The following is a 23,450-nucleotide window of genomic DNA, read 5'->3' on the forward strand; positions in this document are numbered from 1 at the left end:
TTAGGGGGCATAACGATGAAGTTCAACACAATTGAAGAAGCTGTAGAGGATATCAGACAGGGTAAGATCATTGTCGCGGTCGACGACGAGGACCGTGAAAACGAGGGAGATCTGATCATGGCCGCCGAGATGGCGACTCCTGAATCGATCAACTTCATGGCCGTCCACGGCCGCGGGCTGATATGCATGCCCGTCACGGGTAAGCGCCTTGATGAGCTCGAACTGCCGGCAATGGTTACCAACAATACGGATCCCCATGCCACCGCCTTTACCGTCTCAATTGACGCCAAGGACTGCACGACCGGTATCTCCGCCTTTGAAAGGGCAATGACTGTCAAGGCTGTCCTGGACCCCGACACCAAGCCCGCGGACTTGCGCCGGCCGGGGCATATATTCCCGCTGCGCGCCAAAGACGGAGGGGTGCTGCGCCGGGCGGGACACACGGAGGCCTCCGTCGACCTGATTAAACTGGCCGGCCTTTACCCGGCAGGGGTAATATGCGAAATCATGAAGGAAGACGGGACCATGGCTAGGGTACCCGAATTAATGGAGTTCGTTAAAACTCATAATCTAAAAATCATTACCATAGCCGACCTGATCCAGTACAGGCGCCGTACCGAACAGCTGGTGCGGCGGGTCGATGACGCCAAGCTGCCCACGGTGCACGGAGAGTTTACTGCCGTAGCTTATGAAAGCATTCTGGACGGCAAGGGACATATCGCCCTGGTTATGGGCGACCTGGAAAAAGTCGAGGCGCCGCTGGTACGGGTGCACTCGGAGTGCCTGACCGGCGATGTTTTCGGTTCCATCCGCTGCGACTGCGGCGACCAGCTTGCCCGCGCCATGGAGATGATCGCGGAGGAAGGCGCCGGGGTGCTCCTGTATATGCGGCAGGAGGGAAGGGGCATCGGGCTTTTAAATAAAATAAGGGCCTACAACCTGCAGGACCAGGGTAAAGACACGGTTGAGGCCAACCTGGCCCTTGGTTTCCCCGCCGACCTGAGGGACTACGGCATGGGAGCCCAGATCCTGTCCGACCTGGGCCTTAAGAAGATAAAGCTGATAACCAACAACCCGCGCAAGATAGCCGGCCTGGAGGGCCATGGCCTCGAGGTTGTGGAAAGGGTCCCTATTGTTATCCGGCCAGGCACCTGCAACCGGTTTTATCTTTCCACCAAGCAGGAAAAACTCGGACACATGCTGAACATCGCCGCTGACCGTTAAAATCCAGTAGCATTTAGTTTTCAGAGTAGGGAATATACAATGGAAAGGGGATAATATATGCCAAGATTGTACGAAGGACACCTTTTGGGACAGGGGCTGAGGTTTGGGCTGGTAGCCGGAAGATTTAACGAATTCATCACCAACAAACTGCTGAGCGGCGCGCTGGATGCCTTGAACCGGCACGGGGTGCAGGACCAGGATATAGAAGTGGCCTGGGTGCCCGGGGCGTTTGAAATACCGATGACAGCCCGCAAGCTGGTTTCGAAGAACAGGTACGACGCGGTAATCTGCCTGGGCGCGGTGATCAGGGGCGCCACTCCTCACTTCGACTATGTCGCCGGCGAGGTGGCCAAGGGCGTGGCTAAAGTTGGCCTGGATAGCGGCACTCCCACCATATTCGGTGTAATTACCGCCGACACTATTGAACAGGCTATCGAGCGGGCCGGGACAAAAGCCGGCAACAAGGGCTGGGACGCGGCTGTCACCGCCATCGAGATGGCCAACCTGATGCGGGATATAGACGGGGAAAAACAATAAAGCTGTCTTAAATACAGGCCGGTAAAATTAAAAAAGCGGCTTAACCGCCGCTTTTTTTAAAACATTATATTTATATTGCGCGCTGGACTTTGCCGCTCCTGAGACACCTGGTGCATACCAGCACCTTTTTCGGGGAGCCGTCAATGACAGCTTTTACACGCTGCAGGTTTGGAGCCCATGTCCTTTTGGTGCGGATGTGCGAGTGACTCAGTTTGATCCCGACTACGATGCCCTTGCCGCAAACTATGCAACTTCTAGCCATGTATACACCTCCTTTAAACCACTTATACATTCTATCAAAAAACATTATTTGCCGCAAGGGCTGATTTGCCGGTAAATGCAAAATTTACGCGGACAATATTAATTTGAGGATTCCATGAATAAAGATTTTTTAATGAAACCGGTTCAGAGCGTAAAAACAGTGGGCCCGCGCCGGGCGGCGACCCTGCAGCGGATCGGCATATTTACAGTTAAAGACCTGTTATATCACTTCCCCAGGCGCTATGAAGACCGCACCCGGCTGAGCCCGGCCGGGGCCTGCGCCCACGGCGAGACCGCCACGGTGCGCGGGAAGGTCCTGGCGGCGCAGGATTTAAAACCGAGACGGGGACTGACGATAACCAAACTGGCTGTACACGACGGGTTTGGCATTTTTTATGCTGTTTGGTTTAACCAGCCTTTTATAAAAAAAAGCCTCGCGCCGGGGAAAATGATTTATGTAACCGGCAAGGTAGACAAGAGTTTCGGAGCCATCCAGGTGACGGTGGAAGACTATGATCTGGACGACGGCAGCGACAGCCTGAGCGCGGGACGCCTGGTACCCGTTTACCCCCTGACCGAACAGCTGAACCAGCGCCAGCTGCGGGTTATGGTAAAAACCGCCCTGGAGGGGTTAAATAACCAGGCTCTTGAATTTCTGCCCGAAGAAATAACAAAAAAATACAATTTGCCGCGGTTGGCAAAAGCTCTGTCCCAGGCCCATTTTCCCGACCATGAAAAGGAAGCGGGGGCGGCGAGAAAAAGGTTTATCTTTGAAGAGCTGTTTCTTTTCCAGCTGGTCCTGGCTGTAAGAAAAAGGGACATATCCGGCAGCGAAAAAGCGCACCGCTACCAGCCTGAGGGGGACCTGCTGCGTTTATATAAGGAAAACCTGCCTTTTCAGCTGACCCGGGGCCAGCTCAAGGCCTGGGAAGAAATATCCCGGGACCTTGATTCTCCCAGGCCCATGCACCGCCTGCTCCAGGGTGACGTCGGCGCCGGTAAAACAGTGGTATCCGCCATGACCATGATCAGGGCCGTGGAGAGCGGTCTGCAGGGAGTCCTGATGGCACCGACGGAAATCCTGGCCGAACAGCATTACCTGGGGATGAAGAGGGACCTGGCCGCGATTGGCGTTGAAATGGGTCTGTTGACCGGTGGGGCCAGGAAGAAAGAGAGAGAACGGCTTTTAGAAAGGCTTGCCGACGGAGAACTGAAACTGCTGGTGGGTACCCACGCCTTGATCCAGGAGGACGTTAATTTTCAGAAGCTGGGGCTGGTGATCGTCGACGAGCAGCACCGCTTCGGGGTCCGCCAGAGAGCGACCCTGGGCCGCAAGGGAGATCTCCCGGACACCCTGGTCATGACAGCTACACCGATCCCGCGCACGCTGGCCCTGACCCTGTACGGGGACCTGGATATATCCATCATCGGCGAGCTGCCGCCGGGCAGGACTCCGGTAAGAACCTACGCCGCCCTGCCCGGAGCGCTGCACAAAGCCTTAAGCCTGATCAGGCAACAGGTAAACCAGGGACGGCAGGCCTATATCGTCTGCCCGCTGGTGGAGGAGTCTGAAAAGGTTGATCTTAAAGCATCCGTCGACCTGGCGGCAGACTTGGCTTCAAGCGAGTTTAAAGACTTTAAGGTCGGGCTGCTGCACGGCAGGATGAAGTCGGATGAAAAAGAGGAAATAATGTCACTGTTTCGTGAAGGTGAAATAAAAGTGCTGGTTTCCACCACGGTGATCGAGGTCGGGGTAGATATTCCCAATGCCACGGTGATGCTGATTATGGACGCGGAACGTTTCGGGCTGGCCCAGCTGCACCAGCTGCGGGGCAGGGTCGGGCGCGGCGGCTACCAGTCGTACTGCGTCCTCATCGCCAATCCCAAGACTGACGAGGGCCGCGCCCGCCTGAAGGCTATGACCCAGACCTCGGACGGTTTCGCCCTGGCGGAGGAGGACCTGCGCCTGCGGGGACCGGGCGAATTTCACGGCACCCGCCAGTCCGGTCTGCCCGAGTTCAAAATCGCCGATCTGCTGCGCGACTGGAAGGCACTGGAGGCAGCCAGGGAAGAGGCGCAGGCTTTTGTGCAAAAGGACCCGTATTTCAAAAGCGCTGAAAGCAGGGCCCTGCTGGAAGAGATGCACGCCAGGTTCGGCAGCGGTAATTATATAGAGGCTTAGAAAACCTTTACGGGCAGGGAGTTTCATTATAGAAACAGACAAGGGGACGGTCCTCTTGCTCCTTTATTTAAAATTACAATTAAGACGCTGTTCTTGTTTAAATTTATCATGGATTTTAAAGAAACATTTCACTGGTATTTATATTTTATTTTGATTTATACTATATATAACAAAATAATGGGGGTGATTAAACAATAAGAGTTAAATATTCTTGAAATATATCATATTTGTTTGTTAGACCATGTATTTGCCACAAGTTCCACACATTTTTGCAGAAGTTATTGGGTTTTAATAAATTGCCACTTCACCTCCAAAATTTTTTAAAACGCAAGCAGGTTAAACGACACCGCTTGCAGTTTTTTTTTAACTTGGTACCCGTTACCACCTGGTTTTTAAGTAAAAATACCTACGAGGTTACTTATTTCGTGGACCGTGTCAAGAGGACAGTTCTCCTGACACGATTTTTCTTTCTGGATGTAAAACTCGCAATCGTGTCACGAAAACCGTCCCCTGGACACGCTCCCATGACACCTTTAAAATCCTGTTAATCTGTTTTAAATCCTGTTAATCCTGTCAATTTGTTTTGTTAATTCAGGTACATGCTGTATTCTTCCGCGTTGATGGAAGGGTGGAGCGCCATGGATATGCCGCCGGCGACTACTTTGGACGTGTCCAGGATCAGTTGGTCGACTTCCTTGGGTGTGACCATCAGGGCTCCGCCGAAGGGGCTCAGGATATCATTTATAATTCCCTGGGTATAGTCCGGCATGATGCTCTGCTGGACCTGATTGAGCATCGGGTTTGTCTGAAGTTTTTCCAGGAAATGCTCCATCGTGACCTGCGCGATTACAGCTGCGTTTACCACGGTGGGGACTCCGATGGCAATGGTCAGTACCCCCATTGTCTCCCTGTTGATCCCGGTACGCTTGTTTCCAATGCCTGAACCGGGGCTGACACCGGTGTCCGCAATCTGGATGGTGGTCCCGATCCGGTCGACGCTGCCCGCGGCGAGAGCGTCAATGGCAATAATCAATTCCGGTTGGACTTTTTCCACCACGCCTTTTATTATTTCAGCCGATTCGATACCGGTTATGCCCAGCACGCCCGGCGCCAAGGCGCTCACCGAGCGCATGCCGCTCTTTAATTCCTCCGGTGCGTACCTGTACAGGTGCCGTGTTACTATAGTCTGGTCCACCACTTTTGGTCCCAGGGAATCCGGGGTAGCCTGCCAGTTGCCCAGGCCGACGATGAGGACATTGGCGTTTTCAGGCAGGTTGAAAAGCGATGTCAGCTCTTTGGCCAGCACTTCAGCCACTTCTTTTTGGGCAACCCGGTTGTTGTCCCGTAGGGCGGGAGCTTCAATAGTAATATATGTCCCAACGGGTTTGCCCATCATCTGTGCCGCCTGCTGTTCCACAACCTTGACGGTGGTCACGGTCGAGTTGGCATATTTTTGCCGGTCGACAACAGCACCGGGAATTTCTGTTCCAAGCTGCCCTCGCACAATATCGTGGGCTTCAATGGCCAGGTCAACACTAATATTGTTATTGCTGTAAAAATCAATATTCAATATGCAAACCTCCATTTTAATTCAACTGCATTTAGGGTAACCTTTTAAGAGTCCATTATGCAGTAAAAAAAAGCGTTGATGATCTCAAATTGCTGAAATAAATCGATTTTCCTGTTTAATTATGCTATAATATCAGATTAAAGGAAGGGATTTTTATGCTGCGCGTCATTTCCGGTTCGGCAAAGAAGCGTAAGCTTAAAACTCCTCCGGGAATGGGAGTTAGACCAACATCAGACAGGGTTAAAGAGGCGCTTTTTAATATCCTGGGAAACAGTGTGCCGGACTGCAGTTTTCTGGACCTCTTTGCAGGAAGCGGGAACATCGGCATAGAAGCTTTAAGCCGCGGCGCCGCTAGCGCGGTTTTTGTTGAGAATAACTATAAGAACCTGCTGGTAATAAAAGAAAACCTGCATCTAACCGGTTTGGAAGATAAAGCGAGGCTTATCCGTGGGGAAGTCGCGGCTGTTTTGTCTGGACTGGGCCTTGAAAATCAAGCATTTGATATAATTTTTCTTGATCCGCCGTACCTTAAAGATTATGAAATAAAAACTCTGGCCGCCATAGCGCGGCACAGGCTGCTGAAGCCCGACGGGAGGGTTATTGTAGAAAGCAGTAAGAACCAGCATTTACCCCCGGATGCCGGGGGCCTGGAAATTATTCGCCAGGAAAAGTATGGTGACACGGTGCTTTCTTTTTACCGTTATATGGCTTCAGCCGGGGAGGGAGACTAGTTTGCGAACAGCAGTATATCCAGGCAGTTTTGATCCGGTTACCCTGGGACACCTGGATATTATCGGAAGGGCTTCTTTATTGTTTTCCAAGTTAATTGTGGCAGTCTCCGTAAACCCGACCAAGAACCCGCTTTTCAGCCCCGAGGAACGGGTTGAAATGCTAAAAGAAGTCCTCATGCCCTATCCCAACGTGGAAGTTGACTTATTTAACGGTTTGACTGTACATTATGCCATTGAGCATAAGGCTAAGGCAATTGTACGGGGGCTGCGGGTAATTTCGGACTTTGAGAATGAGTTCCGGATGGCGCTTACAAATAAAAAACTGGCTTGCCACCTGGAAACAGTATTTTTAATGACCAGAGCGGAATATTCTTTCATAAGTTCCACGACGGTAAAGGAGATAGCCTCTTTTGGAGGTTCGGTGCGCGCCCTGGTGCCGCCGCTGGTGGAACAGAGGCTGAAAGAAAAAATGAGAGAAAAATAAATCTGGGGAGGTATATATAATAAAGTGGATTTGCTGAACGCCCTGAACGAACTGGAAGAACTGATTGAAAACAGCGGTAAAATACCTTTTACTAAAAAAGTGATGGTAGAAGAAGACCGCCTGCTTGATCTTTTGGACCGCATCAGGACAACTATGCCTGAGGAAGTGCGCCAGGCCAAGTGGATTATCCAGGAGCGGGAAAAAGTACTGAACGATTCGCAAAAAGAGGCCATGCGTATAATGGATGACGCCCAGAAGCAGGTTGAAAGAAAGGCTGACGACAGCGAGGTAGTCCGCCAGGCCAAGATGAACGCTGAAGAAATTCTGGCCAAGGCCGAGGGCATCGCCGTGGAAATACGCGAGGGGGCCAAAGGCTATGCCGACGATATCCTGGTAAACCTGCAGGAAAGCCTGGGCAAAATATTAAGCCAGATCGAGCAGGGCCGCTCCGAACTCAAAACAATGAAGTAGCGATCTTACTGCAGCGCTTTTAATATATTTTGCCACTCAACGTGTTTTTCCGTGTTTTCAACTGCCGTTTTTATTGCCTTCTCATCACCGGCGGTTATCCTTCTGCTTACAGCCGACATCTTTTCTATTGTCGTGTAAGTATCGTAATGTACAAGAATAAGTGGTATGCCCTTTTCCTCCGCACGGGCTATTACTTTTACGTCCGGATAAAGGCCGCCGGTTAAAATAAGCGCTGAGGTGTTAGTCTCCAGTGCGGCCAGCGCCACTTCGGAACGGTCTCCGCCTGTAATCACACCCTTATTGGCGGCCCGCCGCAGGTAGCTCAGCGCGCTTTCAGCTGTCATCGCCCCGATTACTATGTCTTCCACTATCCTGTCCATTTTTTCTTCGCCGGCAAGTACTTCACCACCTAAAACTTCATAATATTCTTTTACCGTGGGGGACGTTATCTCCGGCATGCCGGGGATGATCCCCAGTATTTGCTGCCCGCGCTCCTGCAGGACCGGCTTGTATATACCCTCGGTCTTGGCCAGCAGGGAGCGGGGTACATTGTTGAAAATATTGCCTAAAACGGGAGCGCCTTTACATGCCATGTAGCTGTTGATAAAAATTGCCTGGTCCAGGCTGTAATCATTGTCAATTCTGATAATATAAAGCGGCACTGCCTGCAGTTCCAGGGCCAGGCTGGAGGCGTCAAGCCCCAGGCAGCCCATGATGTGGGGGAAACCGGCGCCGCCTATAATTACGAGGTCGCTGCCGGAAGCGATACTTTCGTAAGCCTTCCGGATGTTTCTTAATGATTCGCAGGGATTGCTGTGGCTGGAAAGGTAGGACGGACCCGCTATATAAGGCACAATATTCTCAAGAGGCTGTTCCATCTGCAAGACCTCTTTCATCAGGAGAGCGTCTTCATCTTCCCGGAAATTAGCGCCGGTGTAGCTGCCCACGGGTTTGAAATATGCCACCCGGTAGCCTTCCTGGCGTAATTTTAAGGCCAGGCCCAGGCCGACACTGGTCTTGCCGCTGTTGGGCGTGCCCAGGATATATATGTTTTTCAAATTAAGCACCTCACGATATCGTTATTTTGACATCCAGGGCGCTTGCCCCCTGGTTATAGGCGAAAACAGGATTTATATCGATTTCATTTATCTCCGGGAAGTCGCCGGCCAGTTTCGCCACCCGCCCGATTATTTTGAGAACCGATTCAATGTCGGCGGGTTTTTCCCCCCGGTAGCCCCTGAGCAGGGTATAGGCCTTTGTTTCCGCGATCATGCTGTTGATTTCGCTTTCCGTCAGGCCGTTTACCAGCCTGAAGGATACGTCTTTTAAAAGGTTTACATAAATGCCGCCCAACCCAAAGGCGATCAGTGGGCCAAACTGGATGTCCCTGGTCATGCCTATGATTAGCTCCACGCCCCTGGGCATCATTTTTTGCACTTCCACACCGTATACCGCCACGTTGGGCAGGTAGCGGTGGACGTTGTCCATAATCTCCATAAAACCACGGCTTACTTTTTCACGCGAATCCAGCCCGATTTTTACTCCGCCCACATCGGTCTTGTGCATGATTTTGGGAGAGGCGATTTTCAGCACGACAGGGTAGCCGAGCCGGTCTGCCTGCGCCGCCGCTTCATCCGGGCTGGACGCGAGGACAGTCGGTGCGGCGGATATGCCGTAAGCCGAGATTATTTCCGCGGCCTCACTGCCGAGCAGGACCAGGCGGTTGTCTTTTTTGACGTCGTACAGTGTTGCTTTAACCGTTTTTAAATCAATATTATTAAAAGACAGCGGCTTAATTTCAGCCGGCAATCCTTTGATCCGGCCGTAGCTCACCATACCGCTGATGCTTGTTATGGCGGGCTCGGGGAAAGTGAAGCAGGGGATGTTGGACTCGGATAATACCTTTTCTCCCTCTTCCAGCCTTGTGCCACCCATTAAAGCCGCGAAAAGCGGCGTGCCGGGGAACTCTTTTCTCATTTGGGCCATGGCCCTGGCCGTTTCCACCGGCTCAGTGACCGCGGCCGGGCAGACCAGCACAACCGCGCTGTCCACGCCCGGGTCGGCCAGCACAGTTTTCAGGGCGTAGTGGAAACGGTCGGCTTTGGCGTCCCCCAGCACGTCGACAGGGTTGTAGATATTCGACTCGGCCGGCAGGTAGCTGCGCAGCGCTTCTATTGTTTCCTTCGTAAACCTGGCCATTTTCAATTTCTTTTCTTCGATATTATCTGTTGCCACAATGCCCGGCCCGCCGGAGTTGGTGATCACGGCGACCCTGTCTCCCCCCGGTATGGGCTGGTTGGCGAAAGCTACAGCCAGGTCGAATAGTTCAGGCATGTTCCTGGCCCTGATCACGCCGCTCTGGCGGAAGGCCGTTTCATAGGCCAGGTCGCTGCCGGCCAGGGCGCCGGTATGGGATGAGGCGGCCTGCGCCCCTGCCTGGCTTGTCCCTGATTTTAAAATAATAACCGGCTTTTTCCTGCTTGCCTTTCTGGCCACATCAAGAAAGTGAGGCCCGTTCTCAACATCCTCTATATAGCATAATATTACTTTTGTGTTCGGATCTTCGGCAGCGTCTTCAATAAAGTGGGCCTCGGTCAGGTCGGCTTTGTTGCCAAGGCTGATAAACTTGCTGAAGCCCAGCCCCGCCCGGTAGCTCCAGTCAAGTATCGACAGTACCATGGCGCCGCTCTGGGAAATAAAGGCGATTTCTCCTTTTAGGGGAAACCCAGCGGCAAACGAGGCGTTGATAGGCGCGTGGGTGTCCATAAGGCCCACGCAGTTGGGCCCGAGCATCTTCATATTATACCTGCGGCATATTTCCAACAGCTTTCGCTCCAGTTCGAGTCCTTCTTTGCCGGTTTCCTTAAAACCGGCGGTAATCACCACCAGGTATTTAACCCCCTGTTTGCCGCAAACTTCGGCAATTTCCATGGACTTGGCCGCCGGGACCGACAAAACCGCCATTTCCACCGGCTCCGGTATCTTATCCACGGAGGGGTAACACCTCAGCCCTTCTATTTCAGGCTCCTTTGGGTTGACAGGAAAGACTTTCCCTTTATAGCCGCTGCTGATCATATTTTTTATAATTACGTTGCCAATCTTGCCGGGTGATTTTGAGGCGCCGATTATTGCTGCTGACTTAGGGCTGAACAGACCGGCCAGTTCGCTCAAATTATTCCACCTACTTATTCGTAATCTTTTATTATGATGGACATAAACAGAAAAATATATGAGTATGTGAAAACATTTCACCTGGCAGATCAAGGGATGGCAGGCCGGAAAAAGATCTGCTGGAATAAAGGCGATGGTTCTCTTGTGCCCATAAGGGAGGACTCATTTTAACGATAAGCCAACCGCTAAACACCGGACAAATGCATAAAAAAAAATGAGTTATTCGTGTTCGAGCATGATTTCGATAACGTTTAATTATGTAAAGAGGAGTACTCCTAAGAATTATTCCTCTTAGTGAGCGTTTTTTAAAAAAACTTTTCTTTGACAAATTTCGATAAATTCTCTAAAGGTAATCTGCCGATGTCTGTCTAATACATCAATCAATTGTATAAACTTTTCGAAATTTATATACAATGCCATTCCTGGTAATGGTACTTGTAATGGCTTTCGGAATTGAAGTTAACTGTCTCCCAGGCTGGAGCAAATATACATTCAATCCGATTTTTATTTTTTGATACCGCAATGACGTTACTAAAAAGATGGGGTGAGATGTTGACGGAGATAAAGTCAGGACATGAAAACAAGATTGCACAGGAAGGCGAGCAGCAGGAGTTACCTGAAGACAGCACCTGCGAGGATGCCGTCGCCGGAGGGCTCACCGGTGATGAACGGTCAGGAAATGAACCTGGCGCGATTGTCGGTATCGGGGCCTCCGCCGGTGGTTTGGAGGCTTTTACGCAGCTTCTTGAAAATTTGCCCAATGACACCGGTATGGCCTTTGTGCTTGTCCAGCACCTTGACCCCAGCCACAAGAGCATATTGAGCGAAATTCTTTCCAGGAGCACTTCTATGCCGGTCAGTGAGGTTGAAGATAAAACAGTACTGAAACCAAACTGTGTCTATATCATTCCACCCGGCAAGGCCATGTCTGTTTCTCAAGGGATCTTAAGCCTTGTGCCCCGGGAAGATATTGCAAGACAGTATATGCCGGTTGACTTTTTCCTGGAATCTCTGGCAAAAGATCAAGGCGGTAAGGCCATAGGGGTAATTTTATCGGGAACTGCCACAGACGGCTCCAGGGGATTGAAAGAGATCAAAAACGCCGGTGGCATCACCTTTGCCCAGAAACCACAAACAGCCAGGTTTGATGGCATGCCGCTCAATGCCGTTGCTGCCGGAGTTGTTGACTTTATCTTAACCTCGGAGGATATCGCTGGCGAGCTGGTAAAAATAGCTTGTTCCAGCGCCTTCGAAGCTGTAAACGCAGAAACCGGCAAGTTGTTTTCTGACGGCGCCATTGAACTCAAGCAAATATTTACCATACTGCGCAAAGCCTGCGGCACCGATTTCTCATTGTACAGAGAACTGACTATTAAGCGCCGTATCTTGCGGCGCATGGTCCTGCACAGGATAGAAAAGCTGGACGAATATGTAGATTGCCTGCGGGAAAACCCGGCGGAAGTCGAGGAACTGTACCAGGACCTGCTGATAAATGTAACAAACTTTTTCCGCGATCCCGAAGCATTTGAGACTTTAAAAAGCCGGGTTTTCCCGGTTGTCGTGAAAACCAGGCAGCCAGGTGATCCTGTCAGGGTGTGGGTGCCAGGGTGCTCAACCGGCGAAGAAGCCTATTCAATAGCAATTTTATTGATTGAGTTTTTGGGGGATGACGCTGTCAATACTCCAATACAGATATTTGCCACGGATACTAATGAAACGCTCATTGAGAAAGCGCGGTCAGGCATATACCCGGCAAGCATTAAGGCTGACGTAGCGCCTGAGCGTCTTCGCCGCTTCTTTACCATAGTTGATAAAGGCTACCGGATCAGTAAGACTGTCCGGGACATGTGCGTTTTCGCCAGGCAGGACATGGTCAAGGACCCCCCTTTCTCCCGGTTGGACCTGATCAGCTGCCGGAATGTGATCATTTATTTCGGGCAGGCTATGCAAAAGAAACTCTTTCCGGTTTTCCATTATGCCCTGCGGCAAAATGGTTTTCTTTTTCTGGGGTCTTCGGAGTCAGTTGGCGTTTATGCCAACCTTTTTAACCTGGAGGACAAAAAGCACAAGATTTTTTCAAAAAAAGCCGTGCAGACTCCTATAATATCCGAGCTGGCAGCCGGCGAATATATGGCGGCTGCGGTAGAACAACGCGAGAAGGTCAGCCGGATCAGCCCGGACGCTGATCTTAAGTTTAACGTGCTGGAAGAAGCAAACCGCATTGTCCTGAGCCAATATGCCCCGGCCGGTGTTATTGTTAACAGTGATCTGGAAATCATTCAATTCCGCGGGCGTACCGGACCTTATCTCGAACCCGCGTCGGGAACGCCGAGCCTGAACATTTTAAAAATGGCTCGGGACGGTCTGTCGCTTGGGCTGCACAGCGCTATTAACCAGGCCAAGAAGGAGAATGTCCCGGTAAGAAAGGAAGGTTTGCGGGTTGTTTATAACGGGCGTTCCGATCGTGTCAATGTTGATGTGATCCCTTTCGGGGAGCCGCGCACCAAAGAAAAACACTTTCTGATATTATTTGAGAAAACAGTCCCGCATGACCTGACGTCAAGGGAGAAAACAGGCAGCGCAGCGGTGAAATTGCGACAGGCGGAAGTGTGTGATGAAGATAACCAGTTAATCGGATTGGAACATGAGCTTGCCGCCACAAAAGAATACCTTAAATCAGCTGTTGAACAGTATGAATTAACAAATGAGGCGCTCAGGGCCGCTAACGAAGAAATCCAATCCAGCAATGAAGAGCTGCAAAGCATGAATGAAGAACTGGAAACCTCAAAGGAAGAGCTTCAATCTTCTAATGAAGAATTGATGACCTTAAATGATGAAGTACAAAACCGTAACCTTGAATTGGGCAGAATCAGCAGTGACCTGCAGAACCTGTTTCGCAGCGTTAATATTCCGGTTATTATGCTTGGCAGCAATTTAAATATCCGGCTTTTCAACCACTCAGCGGAAAAAGCATTGAACCTGATTGCTACTGATGTCGGCCGGCCTATTACCGATATCAATACAAAATTCAACAATTTTGAATTGGAGCAGGCGATCCTGGAAGTAAACGACACCCTTATCAGCAAAGAGCAGGAAGTGCAGGACAGGCACGGCTGCTGGTATTCCGTGCAAATCCGCCCCTACAGAACCTTGGAAAATAAAATAGACGGCGTTGTTATTACATTTGTCGATATTAGTATAATCAAAAAAAGCCTTGTGTTATCCCAGGAAGCCCGTGCCTACGCGGAAGCGATTGTGGAGACCGTGCGGGAACCTCTCCTGGTCCTGGATGCCGGTTTGCATATAAAATCGGCGAATAAGGCTTTCTATCAGAGCTTCATGGTAACACCCGAGGACACATTGGACAGAAGCATTTTTGATCTTGGCAATGGACAGTGGAATATACCCGAATTACGGGTCCTTTTGGAGGAAATACTCCCAAATAATATGATGTTTGAAGATTTTAACGTCGATCATGAATTCCCGAACATCGGCCACAAGAAGATGCTGGTTAATGCCCGCCGGGTTGTCAGCGTGGACAACCAGACGAAATTAATTCTGATGGCCATCGAAGACAAGAATGAGCATATGAGGTAACAGAAAATTTAAGCATAATCTCCGGCGGATGAATTGCTTCACGGAACACGACGGATGACCTGCCGGCTCCAGGTAGATATGTAGCAATAAGGAGGCGATATTTTTGGCGCAGTCAGAAAAGAGCGCCAGGCAGGGGATGAGCAAGTCCGGCAGGTCTCTTCAATCTATTAAGGTTTCTTATAAGGGTAAAGTCCAGCACCTTAAAGATGCATTGGAAACAAAACAACTTGACCTGGAGGCGAAATGCCAGTCGCTGCAGGAAACCCTGGAAGACTTGGAAGAATCCCGGAACCGCTATGCCGCTCTTTACGACTTTGCCCCGGTAGGGTATGTAACTCTTGATCAAAAAGGCTGCATACTGGAGATTAACTTAACCTGCGCATCTTTGCTTGGCCTGGAACGGATTCAATTAATTGGTACTCCGATGTCTGTTTTAGTAGTTCAGAGCGATATGAAGATGTTTCTGCACCATATGTACCACTGCAGGCAGAATGGTGAAAAAGTGATCACAGAATTAAGCCTCACAACCGGAAATGGCCCGCCGGTCCAGGTGCAGCTCCTGAGCATCCCGCAAAAAAGCGCCGGTGACAGCGCTAATTGCTACAAGACTGTTATCACTGATATTTCCGAACGCAAGCTGTATGAAAGAGAACTGGCCCGCCTGGACCGGTTGAACTTAGTGGGGGAAATGGCCGCCGGTATCGGGCATGAGGTCAGAAACCCAATGACTACCGTGCGTGGTTTTCTGCAGCTGTACAGGGATAAAGAAGCTTTCACTCAATTTAAAGGCAGCTTTGACCTCATGATCGAGGAACTGGACAGGGCGAATTCTATAATTACTGAGTTCCTCAATTTGGCAAAAAACAAGATTGTAGATTTAAAAATGCATAACCTTAATAAAATATTAGAAAACTTGTTCCCATTAATCCAGGCCGACGCGATGGTACTGGATAAAAATATAGATTTGCAGCTGGAGGAAATTCCCGGATTATTCCTGGATGAAAAAGAAGTCCGCCAGCTTGTTTTAAACCTCGTCCGCAACGGTCTGGAGGCAATGTCGCCCGGAGGGATTCTAACTGTAAGAACGCTCATGGACGGCCAGGAGGTAGTTTTATCAGTGCAGGATCAAGGCGGCGGGATTGAACCCGGTGTGCTTGAAAAAATAGGCACTCCTTTTTTCACTACCAAAGAACAGGGGACAGGTTTGGGTTTGGCGGTTTGTTACAGTATCGCCGCCAGGCATAACGCCTTAATTAATATAGAAACCGGTTCCTCTGGCACGACCTTTTTTATTAAGTTTAAAAATTTAAAAGAGCAGTTATAAAATCCTTCCCTTAATAGGTAATCATTTTATCGCCGGGCAGCTTATTCCTTACCTTCATCCTTTAAGGTTTGCATATCGGTTTCTTCCAAGTTGATTTCATATACATGATTTTTCAAATTAATCTCTTTAAAGCATTTTTCTGCTTTTTTTTGTGCCCAAAAAGGGATGAAAGGGCTGTTTTGGTTCAGTTCGTCACGTTGAATTTCGTATTCTTTTAATCTAATTAACAGCAAGGATTTTGAAGTCTCGATGGCACAATCTACTTTGCAAAAAATATTTATATTGCTCACAAGGGTTGTATAGCTGTTCGATGAATTAAAATGTGCATTTTTTTTCAGTAGGTTCCAAAAAAGTTGTTATTGCTGAAAGGATAGATACTATAAGAGCAAAATACCCGGCAACTTCATGATAGTTGGACAACGCCAGGCCGCTGGTTATGGCTGCAAGTACTGTAATTGGGATCTCTAAAAAGAATTTAAGTTTTGACCAAAAAGCTGCAATTTTAAAATGTACATTAACCTTATAAACACAATCAATTCTTATTCTTTCAGCTTCTTTGATAATTTCTTTTTTTACATTTTCCATTCTATAATGACCTGACATTAATTTATTTATATATTTGTATGCATAAATGAATATAATGACACAAATAGGATCGCGGTAATATTAACTCCTGATTAAAGAAGTTGAATCTGTCTGAACAAAAAAAATCAGAAAGTCCACCCCGGGGCTTTCTGATTTATTTTTTTCGATCGTTGAATTATGGTCTCCAGTGTCAGCAGAGATTTAGGTAAAAAGGTCAATTGTAAAAATACCTTCTCTTTGTTATCGTTTGGATGTTACTAAAGGTGGATTGTCCAGGGTATGCCGTTCTTTTGCTATCTGTAATATTTTTTGATATTCTTCTATCTCTGCAGAAATAAAATCCTTAAACATATTTCTTATATCTTTTCTTATGGCTACACAGTATGACCTGGTATGATGGGCTATGGCTACCTGCGCCGCGGTTATCAACACTCCCAGAAACTCGTCATCACTCAGTTTAATCTTGTTGACCCGGCCGGGAGGGCCCTGGTTCAGCCGACTGACCGGACGGGCGGGGACTGTAAACCCCTCTTCTTTTAACTTGTTCTCCAGCTGCTCCAGTTGAGTCAGCGCTATTTGGTTAAGCATCCTTTTCAGCATTGTTGTCAATTCCTGGTCATCGGTGCTGGCGATGAGTGTTTCAGCGTTGATCACGCTTAAACGCCTTCCTCCCAACTCCTCCCACAGCACAAAAACCTCACCCATGTTAAGGCCGTTTTCCCTGGCTGTAGCCGGGGGAGGGGTTTCAAACACATGCCTGCTGTTGCCGAGATCCATAATCAGGCTGTAACCGGTCATCTCTTTAAAAAGGAGGTCGATAAATAATTTTTGCACCGGCTTCCTGGTGCAGGCTCCTATAGCTTTGGCATTTTGGAATAGAGAGACTTGAGTCCAGGCTATTATATTGCTGATTATTTCCTCATCGTTCAGTTTTACTTCCTGGCCTACCCCGGGCTTGCCCATCGAGGTCTTGGTGGCGGGCCGTGGCGGCACGGTAAAACCTTCTGCCTTTAAAATTTTTTCAATCGGGTTGATCCTGGTCAGGTAAATCCCCTTTATAAGACCCTGCAATAATAAATGAAGTTCGCCTTGCTCAGAGTTCATCAGGTATGTTTCTACCACAGTGATCATCTCATACCCTGAAGTCAATCCCTCCCACAGGTAATAAATCTCACCCGCGTGCAGCGGCTTATCTGCTTCGGGATTGGCAAAAGGAATCAGCTTCTTAAGTTTATAGAGATTTAATATGTTCAACCTGCTTCCCCCATTAGAAACCCATTTTTTAATATGATGAACAAAAACAGATAAATATATGAGTTTATGACAATTATTTCGCATGGCAGATCATGGAGGTATTAATCGGAATCGTTGTCCTGTTTCACAAGATACATACAACTGTATAATTATATTTTTGCCAGAGATATTATTCTAAATATCTCCTTTTTGTTTTCTATCTATTTTTTGGAGGCGTAATTCATGAAAGTTAAGGTCGAAACCAGGTTAACTTCAGTGGAGATCGGAGACCTGTGGACGTCATACATGAATGACAGCATGGTCACATGCACACTCAAGTACTTTTTGGCAACGGTTGAAGACACCGAAATTCGTCCTCTGCTGGAGTACACGCTGGGCATATCTCAAAAACATACTGAATTTATTGCGAAAGTCTTTAAACAGGAAAATTATCCTGTCCCCCAGGGCTTTAACGATAGTGATGTAAATTTATCCGCCCCGCGTTTATATTCAGATATTTTCTTTCCGTTTTATCTCGAGCATATGGCCAAGTACGGTATGCTTGGCTACGGTATATCACTGCCGCTCATATCCCGTTCCGATATCCGTAAATTTATTTCAGATGCTTTGACTACCTCTATTGAGATTTCTAACAGAGTGGTACAATTTTTGTTATCCAAGGGTCTTTATGTAAGGCCCCCTTATGTTTCAATACCTCAAATTTATCTTTAAGTATGAGACGTGACTTAAGCGCCACATTCATTCGTCTCATAGCGGAAATTTTAGATTATGCAGGAGACGGTTTAAACATCATGATTAACAACGGGTGGTTTGAACAGCCCCCGCAAGCCGTAAATCACGAAGCTCTGGCAGGGGTATAAAGAATGGAGTATAGAGCCCGTTTTTCACGGGCGGTGGTTTGTCGAGACAGCATTAAATGCAGATCCGGATTTATGTGGAATGAAAAATTTTTAGTCAACTAGAGTTATTTTCGCGTAATGGACCGCCTCAAGCCACAGATTGTGTGCAGGATCAGCGCTGCCATGATTACAGCGGTCAGCAGTATAATAAACAGAAGAAAAATATTTAAGCTGAAACTGACGCGGCTAGTACCCTCTAACAGGCGGCCAACGGCCATTACCGGCGCGGCCATTTCCTCCAGCGGGCCGGCCCACCTGCAGGCGATATAGGTGTAAATTCCGGCCAGACAGGTATGGCATACGCGTGAGATAACAAATGGCAGCATCCTGATGTCGGTATCGGCGATCATGCTGGCTGCCTGGGCGTGTACTGAAATACCGCTCCAGGCCAGGATCATGCCGACGGCGACGACCTGCTGGGTAAGCGGTACCGCGGCCTCGCTGGCAAGTTTGGACCCGATCGTCATTTCGAAAAAACCGCTGCCCAGCGCGGGCAATACCTCAGGTGAAAATCCAAGCGGCAGCAGTATATATCCCAGGATCCCCGCGATGGCCTCAATTATGCCGGCGGCGCCGAGCAATTTTATGATTACAGCGAAAAGGATGATGAAACCACCGATGTTAAGCAGGTTTGCAACAGATTTACTCACAGCGTCCCCAATGATTTTGCCCTGCGGACGGTTTTCCATCCTCTGTACCTGCAGCATTTTACGGAGCGCCCGGGCCGCCGGGTTTTGTCCACCGGCGGCAGCGGGTTTTATCCCGCCGCTGCCGCGAGCGTAAAAACGCAGAATGATGCCCAGGGTAATGTTTGAAAGATAGTGGGCGCCGGCAATCAGGACCCCCAGCCCGGGGTTGTTAAACATGCCGACCGAAACTGCCACCAGCATGAAGAGGGGGCTGGAATTATTCGTAAACGACATTAACCTTTCTGCTTCTACTCTGGTGCATAATCCATCTGTTCGCAACCTTGCCGTTACCATTGACCCGATGGGGTAACCTGATGTAAAGCCCACCGCCATCACAAACGAGCCGGAACCGGGGACGTTAAAGAGCGGGCGCATGACAGGGTCCAGCAGCTCTCCCATGAAGTGGACCACGCCAAAACTCATTAAGAGTTCGGAGGCGATAAAAAAAGGCAGCAGGGATGGGAAAACTATATTCCACCAGGTCTTTAAGCCCATAACAGCACCTTCATAGGCTATACGTGGTTGGCTTATCATAGAAAATACAAAAAGAACCGCCAGTATTGTCCATATCAGCCTGATACGATCTTTTGGCGAACCTGGCAGTTTATAATTATATCTCATATAAAACCCCACCTGTTTGACTCCTCAGTACCTCATCTTGGTAATTTATAATTTATTGTTTAAATGTCTGGGATATGTTTAAAAACAAATAAAAGGAATGTCGAGTTTAGTACTTATGGACGAAAAAAAATCCTCCTCTTCGCCGTCCTGTATATCTAGCGATAAAACAGGAGTACAAAATTCGGCTGGCAGCCATGTATATGCCTGCTTGCCGCCGGGACACATTAAAAAGGAAATTTCTTGACAAAACCGGGTCTTCTTAATATAATTCTTGGTGTTGAATTCGGGGTGATCTTATGATGCGGCTTGATGTCGCACGGCTTAAAAGGAGCCCGGGTGACTCCGCCCGTTACGACCTGGCGGCGGATTTGCCCCCGCTTGATATTTCAGGTGAGATTATTGCTTTTGTTGGGCCGGTAAAGGCCGTTCTCGCTGTCAGCAACACTGGAGAGGTTATTGAAGTGGAAGGCACGGCGGACGGGAAACTGGAACTGTCCTGCAGCCGTTGCCTGAAGCGTTTTATTTACGATTTTCAGGCGCCTGTCGATGAAAAATATTCCCTGGCCCAGGATGGGGGAAACGAAGAGATTCCTTCTGTTACGGGGGATTTTATCGACATCGCTCCCGCGGTGCTCAACAGTATTTACCTGGCGCTGCCGATGAAAGCCGTTTGCGTTGAAGGTTGCCAGGGCCTGTGTCCGGTTTGCGGCCGCAACCTGAACGAAGGCCGCTGTGGGTGTGCTGCTGAGGATATTGACCCACGGATGAGCGTTTTAAAAGAATTATTGAAAAAAGACGATAATTGAACAACTTAAGAATAGGATGTGGACCGGGTGAGCGGCAATATCAAGAAGCATTAACCACCTCCAACCTCCAACATCCTACTTCTAATTTGAAGGAGGTGTGAATTATGGGAGTGCCAAAAAGAAAAGCTTCTAAACAGAGGGGAAGGCAGCGGCGGGCCGTTAACATGAAAATCGAAGCGCCCGCGCTGGTCGAATGCCCGCAGTGCCACGCCCTCATCGTCCCCCACCATCTGTGCCCTGAATGCGGTTATTACAAAGGCCGGGAAGCTGTGGCGACAAAATAGTTAAAAATTAAGAATATTAATGATAAGCTCGTTTTATAAACGGAGCTTATTTTTTTTCTGCTGCTTGCAATTTAAGGAAAGGTACATTATACTGTTTTTAGTACCTGGTACTAAATATGTAACCTGCTATTATCAAGTGAGGGTGCGGCGTTTAACTATGAATAAAGCGGAAAGACAGAGGCGGTTGGTCAGGTTTCTGGACAGCGATCCCTTTCTGACAGACGAGGACCTGTCACAAATATTAAGAGTAAGCGTCCAGACCATCAGGCTTGACAGGTTCGAATTAAAAATTCCCGAGTTCAAGGAACGGCTTTTGACTGTTGCAAAAAACCCCGGTTCACCGCCCAGGACACTGTCCGGCGGAGAACTGGTGGGTGAAGTGGTCGACCTGGAAGTGGGGATTTCCGGGATTTCAATTTTAACAGTAACGCCCGAGATGACCCTGAGTAAAACAAGGTATGTCAGGGGGCATCATCTCTTTGCCCAGGCCAACTCACTTGCAGTCGCCATTATTGACGCTGAAGTGGCTTTGACCGGAATCGCCAGGGTTACCTTTAAACGCCCGGTATCCTGCGGGGAAAAAGTTTTAGCCAGAGCACTGATAAAATTAAAAAAAGGCAATAAGTATATGGTAAAAGTTACCTCTTACGTTAAGGACGAGGCAGTGTTTGTGGGCAGGTTTTCAATTTTTGCAGTAGCGGAGGAGGCGGCGCCTCAGTGAGAATAGCAGTGGACGCCATGGGAGGGGACTTCGCGCCCGGGGAAGTAGTAAAGGGCGCCCTCCAGGCCGCGGTGGAATATGGTATATCCATAATCCTGGTGGGGGACGAAAAACAGGTGCTGGCCGAGCTCGGCAACGCTGACGCCGGCGGCCTGGTCAGCGTGGTCCACACGCCTGAGGTGATAGGGATGGGAGAACACCCCGCTGTAGCCGTCAGGCGCAAAAGGAACTCTTCGATCGTCAGGGCTACCCAGTTGGTCAGGGACGGCGAGGCCAGCGCTGTTGTATCCGCGGGCAGCACCGGAGCGGCTATGACTTCCGCCTTGCTTTACCTGGGAAGGATTAAGGGTGTTGACCGCCCGGCGATAGCCGGTGTCCTGCCCAACGAAAGAGGACACTCTTTAATGCTTGATGTGGGAGCGAACGTGGACTGCAAACCTACGCACCTGCTTCAGTTCGGCATAATGGGTTACCACTACGCCAAAAAAATTATGGGTATGGACAATCCCCGGGTGGGGCTTTTGAGCAACGGCGAGGAAAACACAAAAGGAAACGAAGCCACCCTGGCGGCTTTTCCCAAGCTGCAGGAGGCCGGGATAAACTTTATCGGCAATATTGAAGGAAGAGACATTTTTAGCGGCGGCGTCGACGTTGTCGTATGCGACGGATTTATCGGCAATATAGTCCTTAAAGCGGGAGAAGGCATGGCTTCAGCGCTGCTAAAAATGGTGAAAGAGGAGATTACTAAAAGCTGGCTGGCTAAAATAGGCACGGTTATGGCGATGCCGGCGTTGAAGGAACTGCAAAAACGTGTTGACTACACTGAGTACGGCGGCGCTCCCTTCCTCGGCGTAAATGGTGTGTCAATCATCTGCCATGGCAGTTCCTCGGCCAAAGCGGTTAAGAACGCGGTCAGGCTGGCCAGGGATTCGGTGGAAAACTACCTTGTGGAATCAATCAGGGAGAGCATGAAGATCATAGGACCAAAGGAGGCTGGAGGCAGTATTGCCCAATGAGCTTTTAAATACCGGCATTGCAGGCGTGGGAGCCTATGTGCCGGATAGAATAGTTACTAACGCTGACCTTGAAAAAATAGTCGATACAAGTGACGAGTGGATTGTTGACCGTTCCGGTATCAGGGAGAGGCGGATCGCGCCGCCGGAAATGGCGACTTCGGACTTTGCGGAGATTGCCGCCAGGCAGGCAATAGCCGACGCCGGCATTACCGCTGAAGAAATAGACCTGGTTATAGCCGCCACAAATACACCTGACATGGTTTTCCCCGCGACCGCCTGCCTGGTACAGGACCGGATCGGGGCAAAAAAGGCCGGCGCCTTTGACCTGGCCGCTGGTTGTTCGGGGTTTATGTACGCGATGATCACGGGAAGCCAGTTTGTTTCCACGGGAGCCTGCCGGAATGTCCTGGTGATAGGAGCGGAAAATTTATCAAAGATTATCAACTGGAAGGACCGCAAGACCTGCGTGCTTTTTGGCGACGGCGCCGGGGCGGTTGTCTTGAGGCAGGCCGCTCCAGGCAGCGGCATTCTGTCGCAAAAGCTGTGGGCTGACGGGTCCGGCGGCCATTCTCTGAAGCTGCCGGCGGGGGGGTCCAGGCTGCCGGCCTCTCATGAAACAGTCGATAATAACCTGCACTTTATTCACATGAGAGGCCGGGACATATTTAAGTTTGCCGTCAGGGCGACGGGGAAAGCAGCCGCGGAGGTGCTTGCCGCGGCCGGGCTTAAGGTTTCTGATGTGGACCACTTCATACCGCACCAGGCGAATGTCAGGATTATTGAAGCAGCCGCTAAAAGGCTGAAGCTGCCGAGAGAAAAAGTCTTGGTTAATGTGGACCGCTACGGCAACACATCAACAGCTTCCATGCCGATTGCCCTGGCTGAGGCTGTGCGTGAAGGCAGGATCAAAAAAGGGGACTACATCTTAATGGTGGGTTTTGGCGCGGGTTTAACCTGGGCTGCTGCCGTATTAAAATGGTGAGATGGAAATTATTCGCAGCTGCGAATATACAATTTTTATAG

At 49.4% G+C, this 23,450-nt stretch carries 23 protein-coding genes; 15 read left to right on the top strand and 8 right to left on the bottom strand.

Annotation, left to right across the window (positions count from 1 at the left end; all coding sequences use genetic code 11):
- The first annotated feature begins 15 nt into the window (after positions 1 to 15).
- Together ACOBQJ_RS05835 and ribE are read left to right on the top strand one after the other, a co-directional pair.
- Positions 16 to 1,224 (top strand): bifunctional 3,4-dihydroxy-2-butanone-4-phosphate synthase/GTP cyclohydrolase II, encoded by a 1,209-nt coding sequence (locus ACOBQJ_RS05835; protein ID WP_421070791.1) that lies wholly within the window; start codon positions 16 to 18, stop codon positions 1,222 to 1,224.
- A 57-nt stretch (positions 1,225 to 1,281) separates the two neighbouring features.
- On the top strand, positions 1,282 to 1,761 hold the full coding sequence (ribE, locus tag ACOBQJ_RS05840) for a 6,7-dimethyl-8-ribityllumazine synthase (protein WP_421070792.1): 480 nt from the start codon (positions 1,282 to 1,284) through the stop codon (positions 1,759 to 1,761).
- A gap of 70 nt (positions 1,762 to 1,831) precedes the next feature.
- Here the strand turns inward: ribE and rpmB are convergent, their stop codons facing one another.
- Positions 1,832 to 2,023 (bottom strand): 50S ribosomal protein L28, encoded by a 192-nt coding sequence (gene rpmB / locus ACOBQJ_RS05845; protein ID WP_421070793.1) that lies wholly within the window; start codon positions 2,021 to 2,023, stop codon positions 1,832 to 1,834.
- Between the two features lie 114 nt (positions 2,024 to 2,137).
- On the opposite strand from rpmB, the gene recG reads away from it, so the two are divergent.
- Positions 2,138 to 4,204 carry an ATP-dependent DNA helicase RecG gene (recG, locus tag ACOBQJ_RS05850; protein WP_421070794.1) on the top strand — a complete coding sequence of 689 codons (2,067 nt, stop codon included), beginning with the start codon at positions 2,138 to 2,140 and terminating at the stop codon, positions 4,202 to 4,204.
- A 586-nt stretch (positions 4,205 to 4,790) separates the two neighbouring features.
- Here recG and gpr read toward each other — a convergent pair.
- A complete protein-coding gene (gene gpr, locus ACOBQJ_RS05855) occupies positions 4,791 to 5,774 on the bottom strand; it encodes a GPR endopeptidase (protein WP_421070795.1) in 984 nt (327 codons plus the stop codon).
- A 155-nt stretch (positions 5,775 to 5,929) separates the two neighbouring features.
- Between gpr and rsmD the strand changes: the two genes are divergently transcribed.
- From rsmD to ACOBQJ_RS05870, 3 genes are read left to right on the top strand one after another with little or no spacing between them, the layout of a single operon-like run.
- The gene (rsmD, locus tag ACOBQJ_RS05860) at positions 5,930 to 6,505 is read left to right on the top strand and encodes a 16S rRNA (guanine(966)-N(2))-methyltransferase RsmD (RefSeq protein WP_421070796.1); all 576 of its coding nucleotides are present in this window, start codon (positions 5,930 to 5,932) and stop codon (positions 6,503 to 6,505) included.
- Between the two features lies 1 nt (position 6,506).
- Entirely contained in the window at positions 6,507 to 6,989 is a 483-nt protein-coding gene (gene coaD, locus ACOBQJ_RS05865; protein WP_421070797.1) for a pantetheine-phosphate adenylyltransferase, read from the top strand.
- Positions 6,990 to 7,013: 24 nt separating this feature from the next.
- Complete coding sequence (locus ACOBQJ_RS05870) at positions 7,014 to 7,460, top strand: ATPase (protein ID WP_421070798.1); 447 nt, start codon at positions 7,014 to 7,016, stop codon at positions 7,458 to 7,460.
- A gap of 5 nt (positions 7,461 to 7,465) precedes the next feature.
- Here ACOBQJ_RS05870 and ACOBQJ_RS05875 read toward each other — a convergent pair whose 3' ends face one another.
- On the bottom strand, positions 7,466 to 8,518 hold the full coding sequence (locus tag ACOBQJ_RS05875) for a phosphotransacetylase family protein (protein ID WP_421070799.1): 1,053 nt from the start codon (positions 8,516 to 8,518) through the stop codon (positions 7,466 to 7,468).
- 10 nt (positions 8,519 to 8,528) lie between these two features.
- The gene (acs, locus tag ACOBQJ_RS05880) at positions 8,529 to 10,631 is read right to left on the bottom strand and encodes an acetate--CoA ligase alpha subunit (protein WP_421070800.1); all 2,103 of its coding nucleotides are present in this window, start codon (positions 10,629 to 10,631) and stop codon (positions 8,529 to 8,531) included.
- Between the two features lie 549 nt (positions 10,632 to 11,180).
- Between acs and ACOBQJ_RS05885 the strand changes: the two genes are divergently transcribed.
- Together ACOBQJ_RS05885 and ACOBQJ_RS05890 are read left to right on the top strand one after the other, a co-directional pair.
- Positions 11,181 to 14,228 (top strand): chemotaxis protein CheB, encoded by a 3,048-nt coding sequence (locus tag ACOBQJ_RS05885; RefSeq protein ID WP_421070801.1) that lies wholly within the window; start codon positions 11,181 to 11,183, stop codon positions 14,226 to 14,228.
- 103 nt (positions 14,229 to 14,331) lie between these two features.
- The gene (locus ACOBQJ_RS05890) at positions 14,332 to 15,552 is read left to right on the top strand and encodes an ATP-binding protein (RefSeq protein WP_421070802.1); all 1,221 of its coding nucleotides are present in this window, start codon (positions 14,332 to 14,334) and stop codon (positions 15,550 to 15,552) included.
- 41 nt (positions 15,553 to 15,593) lie between these two features.
- On the opposite strand, the gene ACOBQJ_RS05895 is transcribed toward ACOBQJ_RS05890, so the two are convergent.
- The 3 genes from ACOBQJ_RS05895 to ACOBQJ_RS05905 all read right to left on the bottom strand — a co-directional run bounded on the left by ACOBQJ_RS05895 (position 15,594) and on the right by ACOBQJ_RS05905 (position 17,391).
- The gene (locus tag ACOBQJ_RS05895) at positions 15,594 to 15,842 is read right to left on the bottom strand and encodes a hypothetical protein (protein ID WP_421070803.1); all 249 of its coding nucleotides are present in this window, start codon (positions 15,840 to 15,842) and stop codon (positions 15,594 to 15,596) included.
- A gap of 25 nt (positions 15,843 to 15,867) precedes the next feature.
- Positions 15,868 to 16,137, bottom strand: a complete 270-nt coding sequence (locus ACOBQJ_RS05900) for an SLATT domain-containing protein (protein ID WP_421070804.1) — start codon at positions 16,135 to 16,137, stop codon at positions 15,868 to 15,870.
- A 240-nt stretch (positions 16,138 to 16,377) separates the two neighbouring features.
- Positions 16,378 to 17,391: a DUF3231 family protein gene (locus ACOBQJ_RS05905; protein ID WP_421070805.1), complete on the bottom strand. Its 1,014-nt coding sequence runs from the start codon at positions 17,389 to 17,391 to the stop codon at positions 16,378 to 16,380.
- A gap of 222 nt (positions 17,392 to 17,613) precedes the next feature.
- Between ACOBQJ_RS05905 and ACOBQJ_RS05910 the strand changes: the two genes are divergently transcribed.
- Positions 17,614 to 18,102: a DUF3231 family protein gene (locus ACOBQJ_RS05910; RefSeq protein WP_421070806.1), complete on the top strand. Its 489-nt coding sequence runs from the start codon at positions 17,614 to 17,616 to the stop codon at positions 18,100 to 18,102.
- Between the two features lie 2 nt (positions 18,103 to 18,104).
- The gene (locus ACOBQJ_RS05915) at positions 18,105 to 18,251 is read left to right on the top strand and encodes a DUF3231 family protein (RefSeq protein WP_421070807.1); all 147 of its coding nucleotides are present in this window, start codon (positions 18,105 to 18,107) and stop codon (positions 18,249 to 18,251) included.
- Positions 18,252 to 18,355: 104 nt separating this feature from the next.
- Here the strand turns inward: ACOBQJ_RS05915 and ylbJ are convergent, their stop codons facing one another.
- The gene (gene ylbJ / locus ACOBQJ_RS05920; protein WP_421070808.1) at positions 18,356 to 19,600 is read right to left on the bottom strand and encodes a sporulation integral membrane protein YlbJ; all 1,245 of its coding nucleotides are present in this window, start codon (positions 19,598 to 19,600) and stop codon (positions 18,356 to 18,358) included.
- Between the two features lie 296 nt (positions 19,601 to 19,896).
- Here ylbJ and ACOBQJ_RS05925 point away from each other — a divergent pair, with 296 nt between their 5' ends.
- The 5 genes from ACOBQJ_RS05925 to ACOBQJ_RS05945 all read left to right on the top strand — a co-directional run bounded on the left by ACOBQJ_RS05925 (position 19,897) and on the right by ACOBQJ_RS05945 (position 23,409).
- Positions 19,897 to 20,406, top strand: coding sequence for a YceD family protein (locus tag ACOBQJ_RS05925; RefSeq protein WP_421070809.1), 510 nt, complete (start codon positions 19,897 to 19,899; stop codon positions 20,404 to 20,406).
- 104 nt (positions 20,407 to 20,510) lie between these two features.
- A complete protein-coding gene (gene rpmF / locus ACOBQJ_RS05930) occupies positions 20,511 to 20,690 on the top strand; it encodes a 50S ribosomal protein L32 (RefSeq protein ID WP_421070810.1) in 180 nt (59 codons plus the stop codon).
- A gap of 157 nt (positions 20,691 to 20,847) precedes the next feature.
- A complete protein-coding gene (gene fapR / locus ACOBQJ_RS05935) occupies positions 20,848 to 21,411 on the top strand; it encodes a transcription factor FapR (RefSeq protein WP_421070811.1) in 564 nt (187 codons plus the stop codon).
- Positions 21,408 to 22,427: a phosphate acyltransferase PlsX gene (plsX, locus tag ACOBQJ_RS05940; RefSeq protein WP_421070812.1), complete on the top strand. Its 1,020-nt coding sequence runs from the start codon at positions 21,408 to 21,410 to the stop codon at positions 22,425 to 22,427. The genes fapR and plsX overlap by 4 nt, the downstream gene beginning before the upstream one ends.
- Entirely contained in the window at positions 22,417 to 23,409 is a 993-nt protein-coding gene (locus tag ACOBQJ_RS05945) for a beta-ketoacyl-ACP synthase III (RefSeq protein ID WP_421070813.1), read from the top strand. The genes plsX and ACOBQJ_RS05945 overlap by 11 nt, the downstream gene beginning before the upstream one ends.
- Positions 23,410 to 23,450 lie beyond the last annotated feature (41 nt).

Origin of the sequence: Pelotomaculum propionicicum, from assembly GCF_048984525.1 — a bacterium.
Classification (GTDB): domain Bacteria; phylum Bacillota; class Desulfotomaculia; order Desulfotomaculales; family Pelotomaculaceae; genus Syntrophopropionicum; species Syntrophopropionicum propionicicum_A.

Coding starts and splice junctions, on each gene's coding strand:
- ACOBQJ_RS05835 (WP_421070791.1), top strand. CDS start 16: ATGAAGTTCAACACAATTGAAGAAGCTGTAGAGGATATCAGACAGGGT.
- ribE (WP_421070792.1), top strand. CDS start 1,282: ATGCCAAGATTGTACGAAGGACACCTTTTGGGACAGGGGCTGAGGTTT.
- rpmB (WP_421070793.1), bottom strand. CDS start 2,023: ATGGCTAGAAGTTGCATAGTTTGCGGCAAGGGCATCGTAGTCGGGATC.
- recG (WP_421070794.1), top strand. CDS start 2,138: ATGAATAAAGATTTTTTAATGAAACCGGTTCAGAGCGTAAAAACAGTG.
- rsmD (WP_421070796.1), top strand. CDS start 5,930: ATGCTGCGCGTCATTTCCGGTTCGGCAAAGAAGCGTAAGCTTAAAACT.
- ACOBQJ_RS05885 (WP_421070801.1), top strand. CDS start 11,181: ATGTTGACGGAGATAAAGTCAGGACATGAAAACAAGATTGCACAGGAA.
- ACOBQJ_RS05900 (WP_421070804.1), bottom strand. CDS start 16,137: ATGGAAAATGTAAAAAAAGAAATTATCAAAGAAGCTGAAAGAATAAGA.
- ACOBQJ_RS05910 (WP_421070806.1), top strand. CDS start 17,614: ATGAAAGTTAAGGTCGAAACCAGGTTAACTTCAGTGGAGATCGGAGAC.
- ACOBQJ_RS05915 (WP_421070807.1), top strand. CDS start 18,105: ATGAGACGTGACTTAAGCGCCACATTCATTCGTCTCATAGCGGAAATT.
- ylbJ (WP_421070808.1), bottom strand. CDS start 19,600: ATGAGATATAATTATAAACTGCCAGGTTCGCCAAAAGATCGTATCAGG.
- ACOBQJ_RS05925 (WP_421070809.1), top strand. CDS start 19,897: ATGATGCGGCTTGATGTCGCACGGCTTAAAAGGAGCCCGGGTGACTCC.
- rpmF (WP_421070810.1), top strand. CDS start 20,511: ATGGGAGTGCCAAAAAGAAAAGCTTCTAAACAGAGGGGAAGGCAGCGG.
- fapR (WP_421070811.1), top strand. CDS start 20,848: ATGAATAAAGCGGAAAGACAGAGGCGGTTGGTCAGGTTTCTGGACAGC.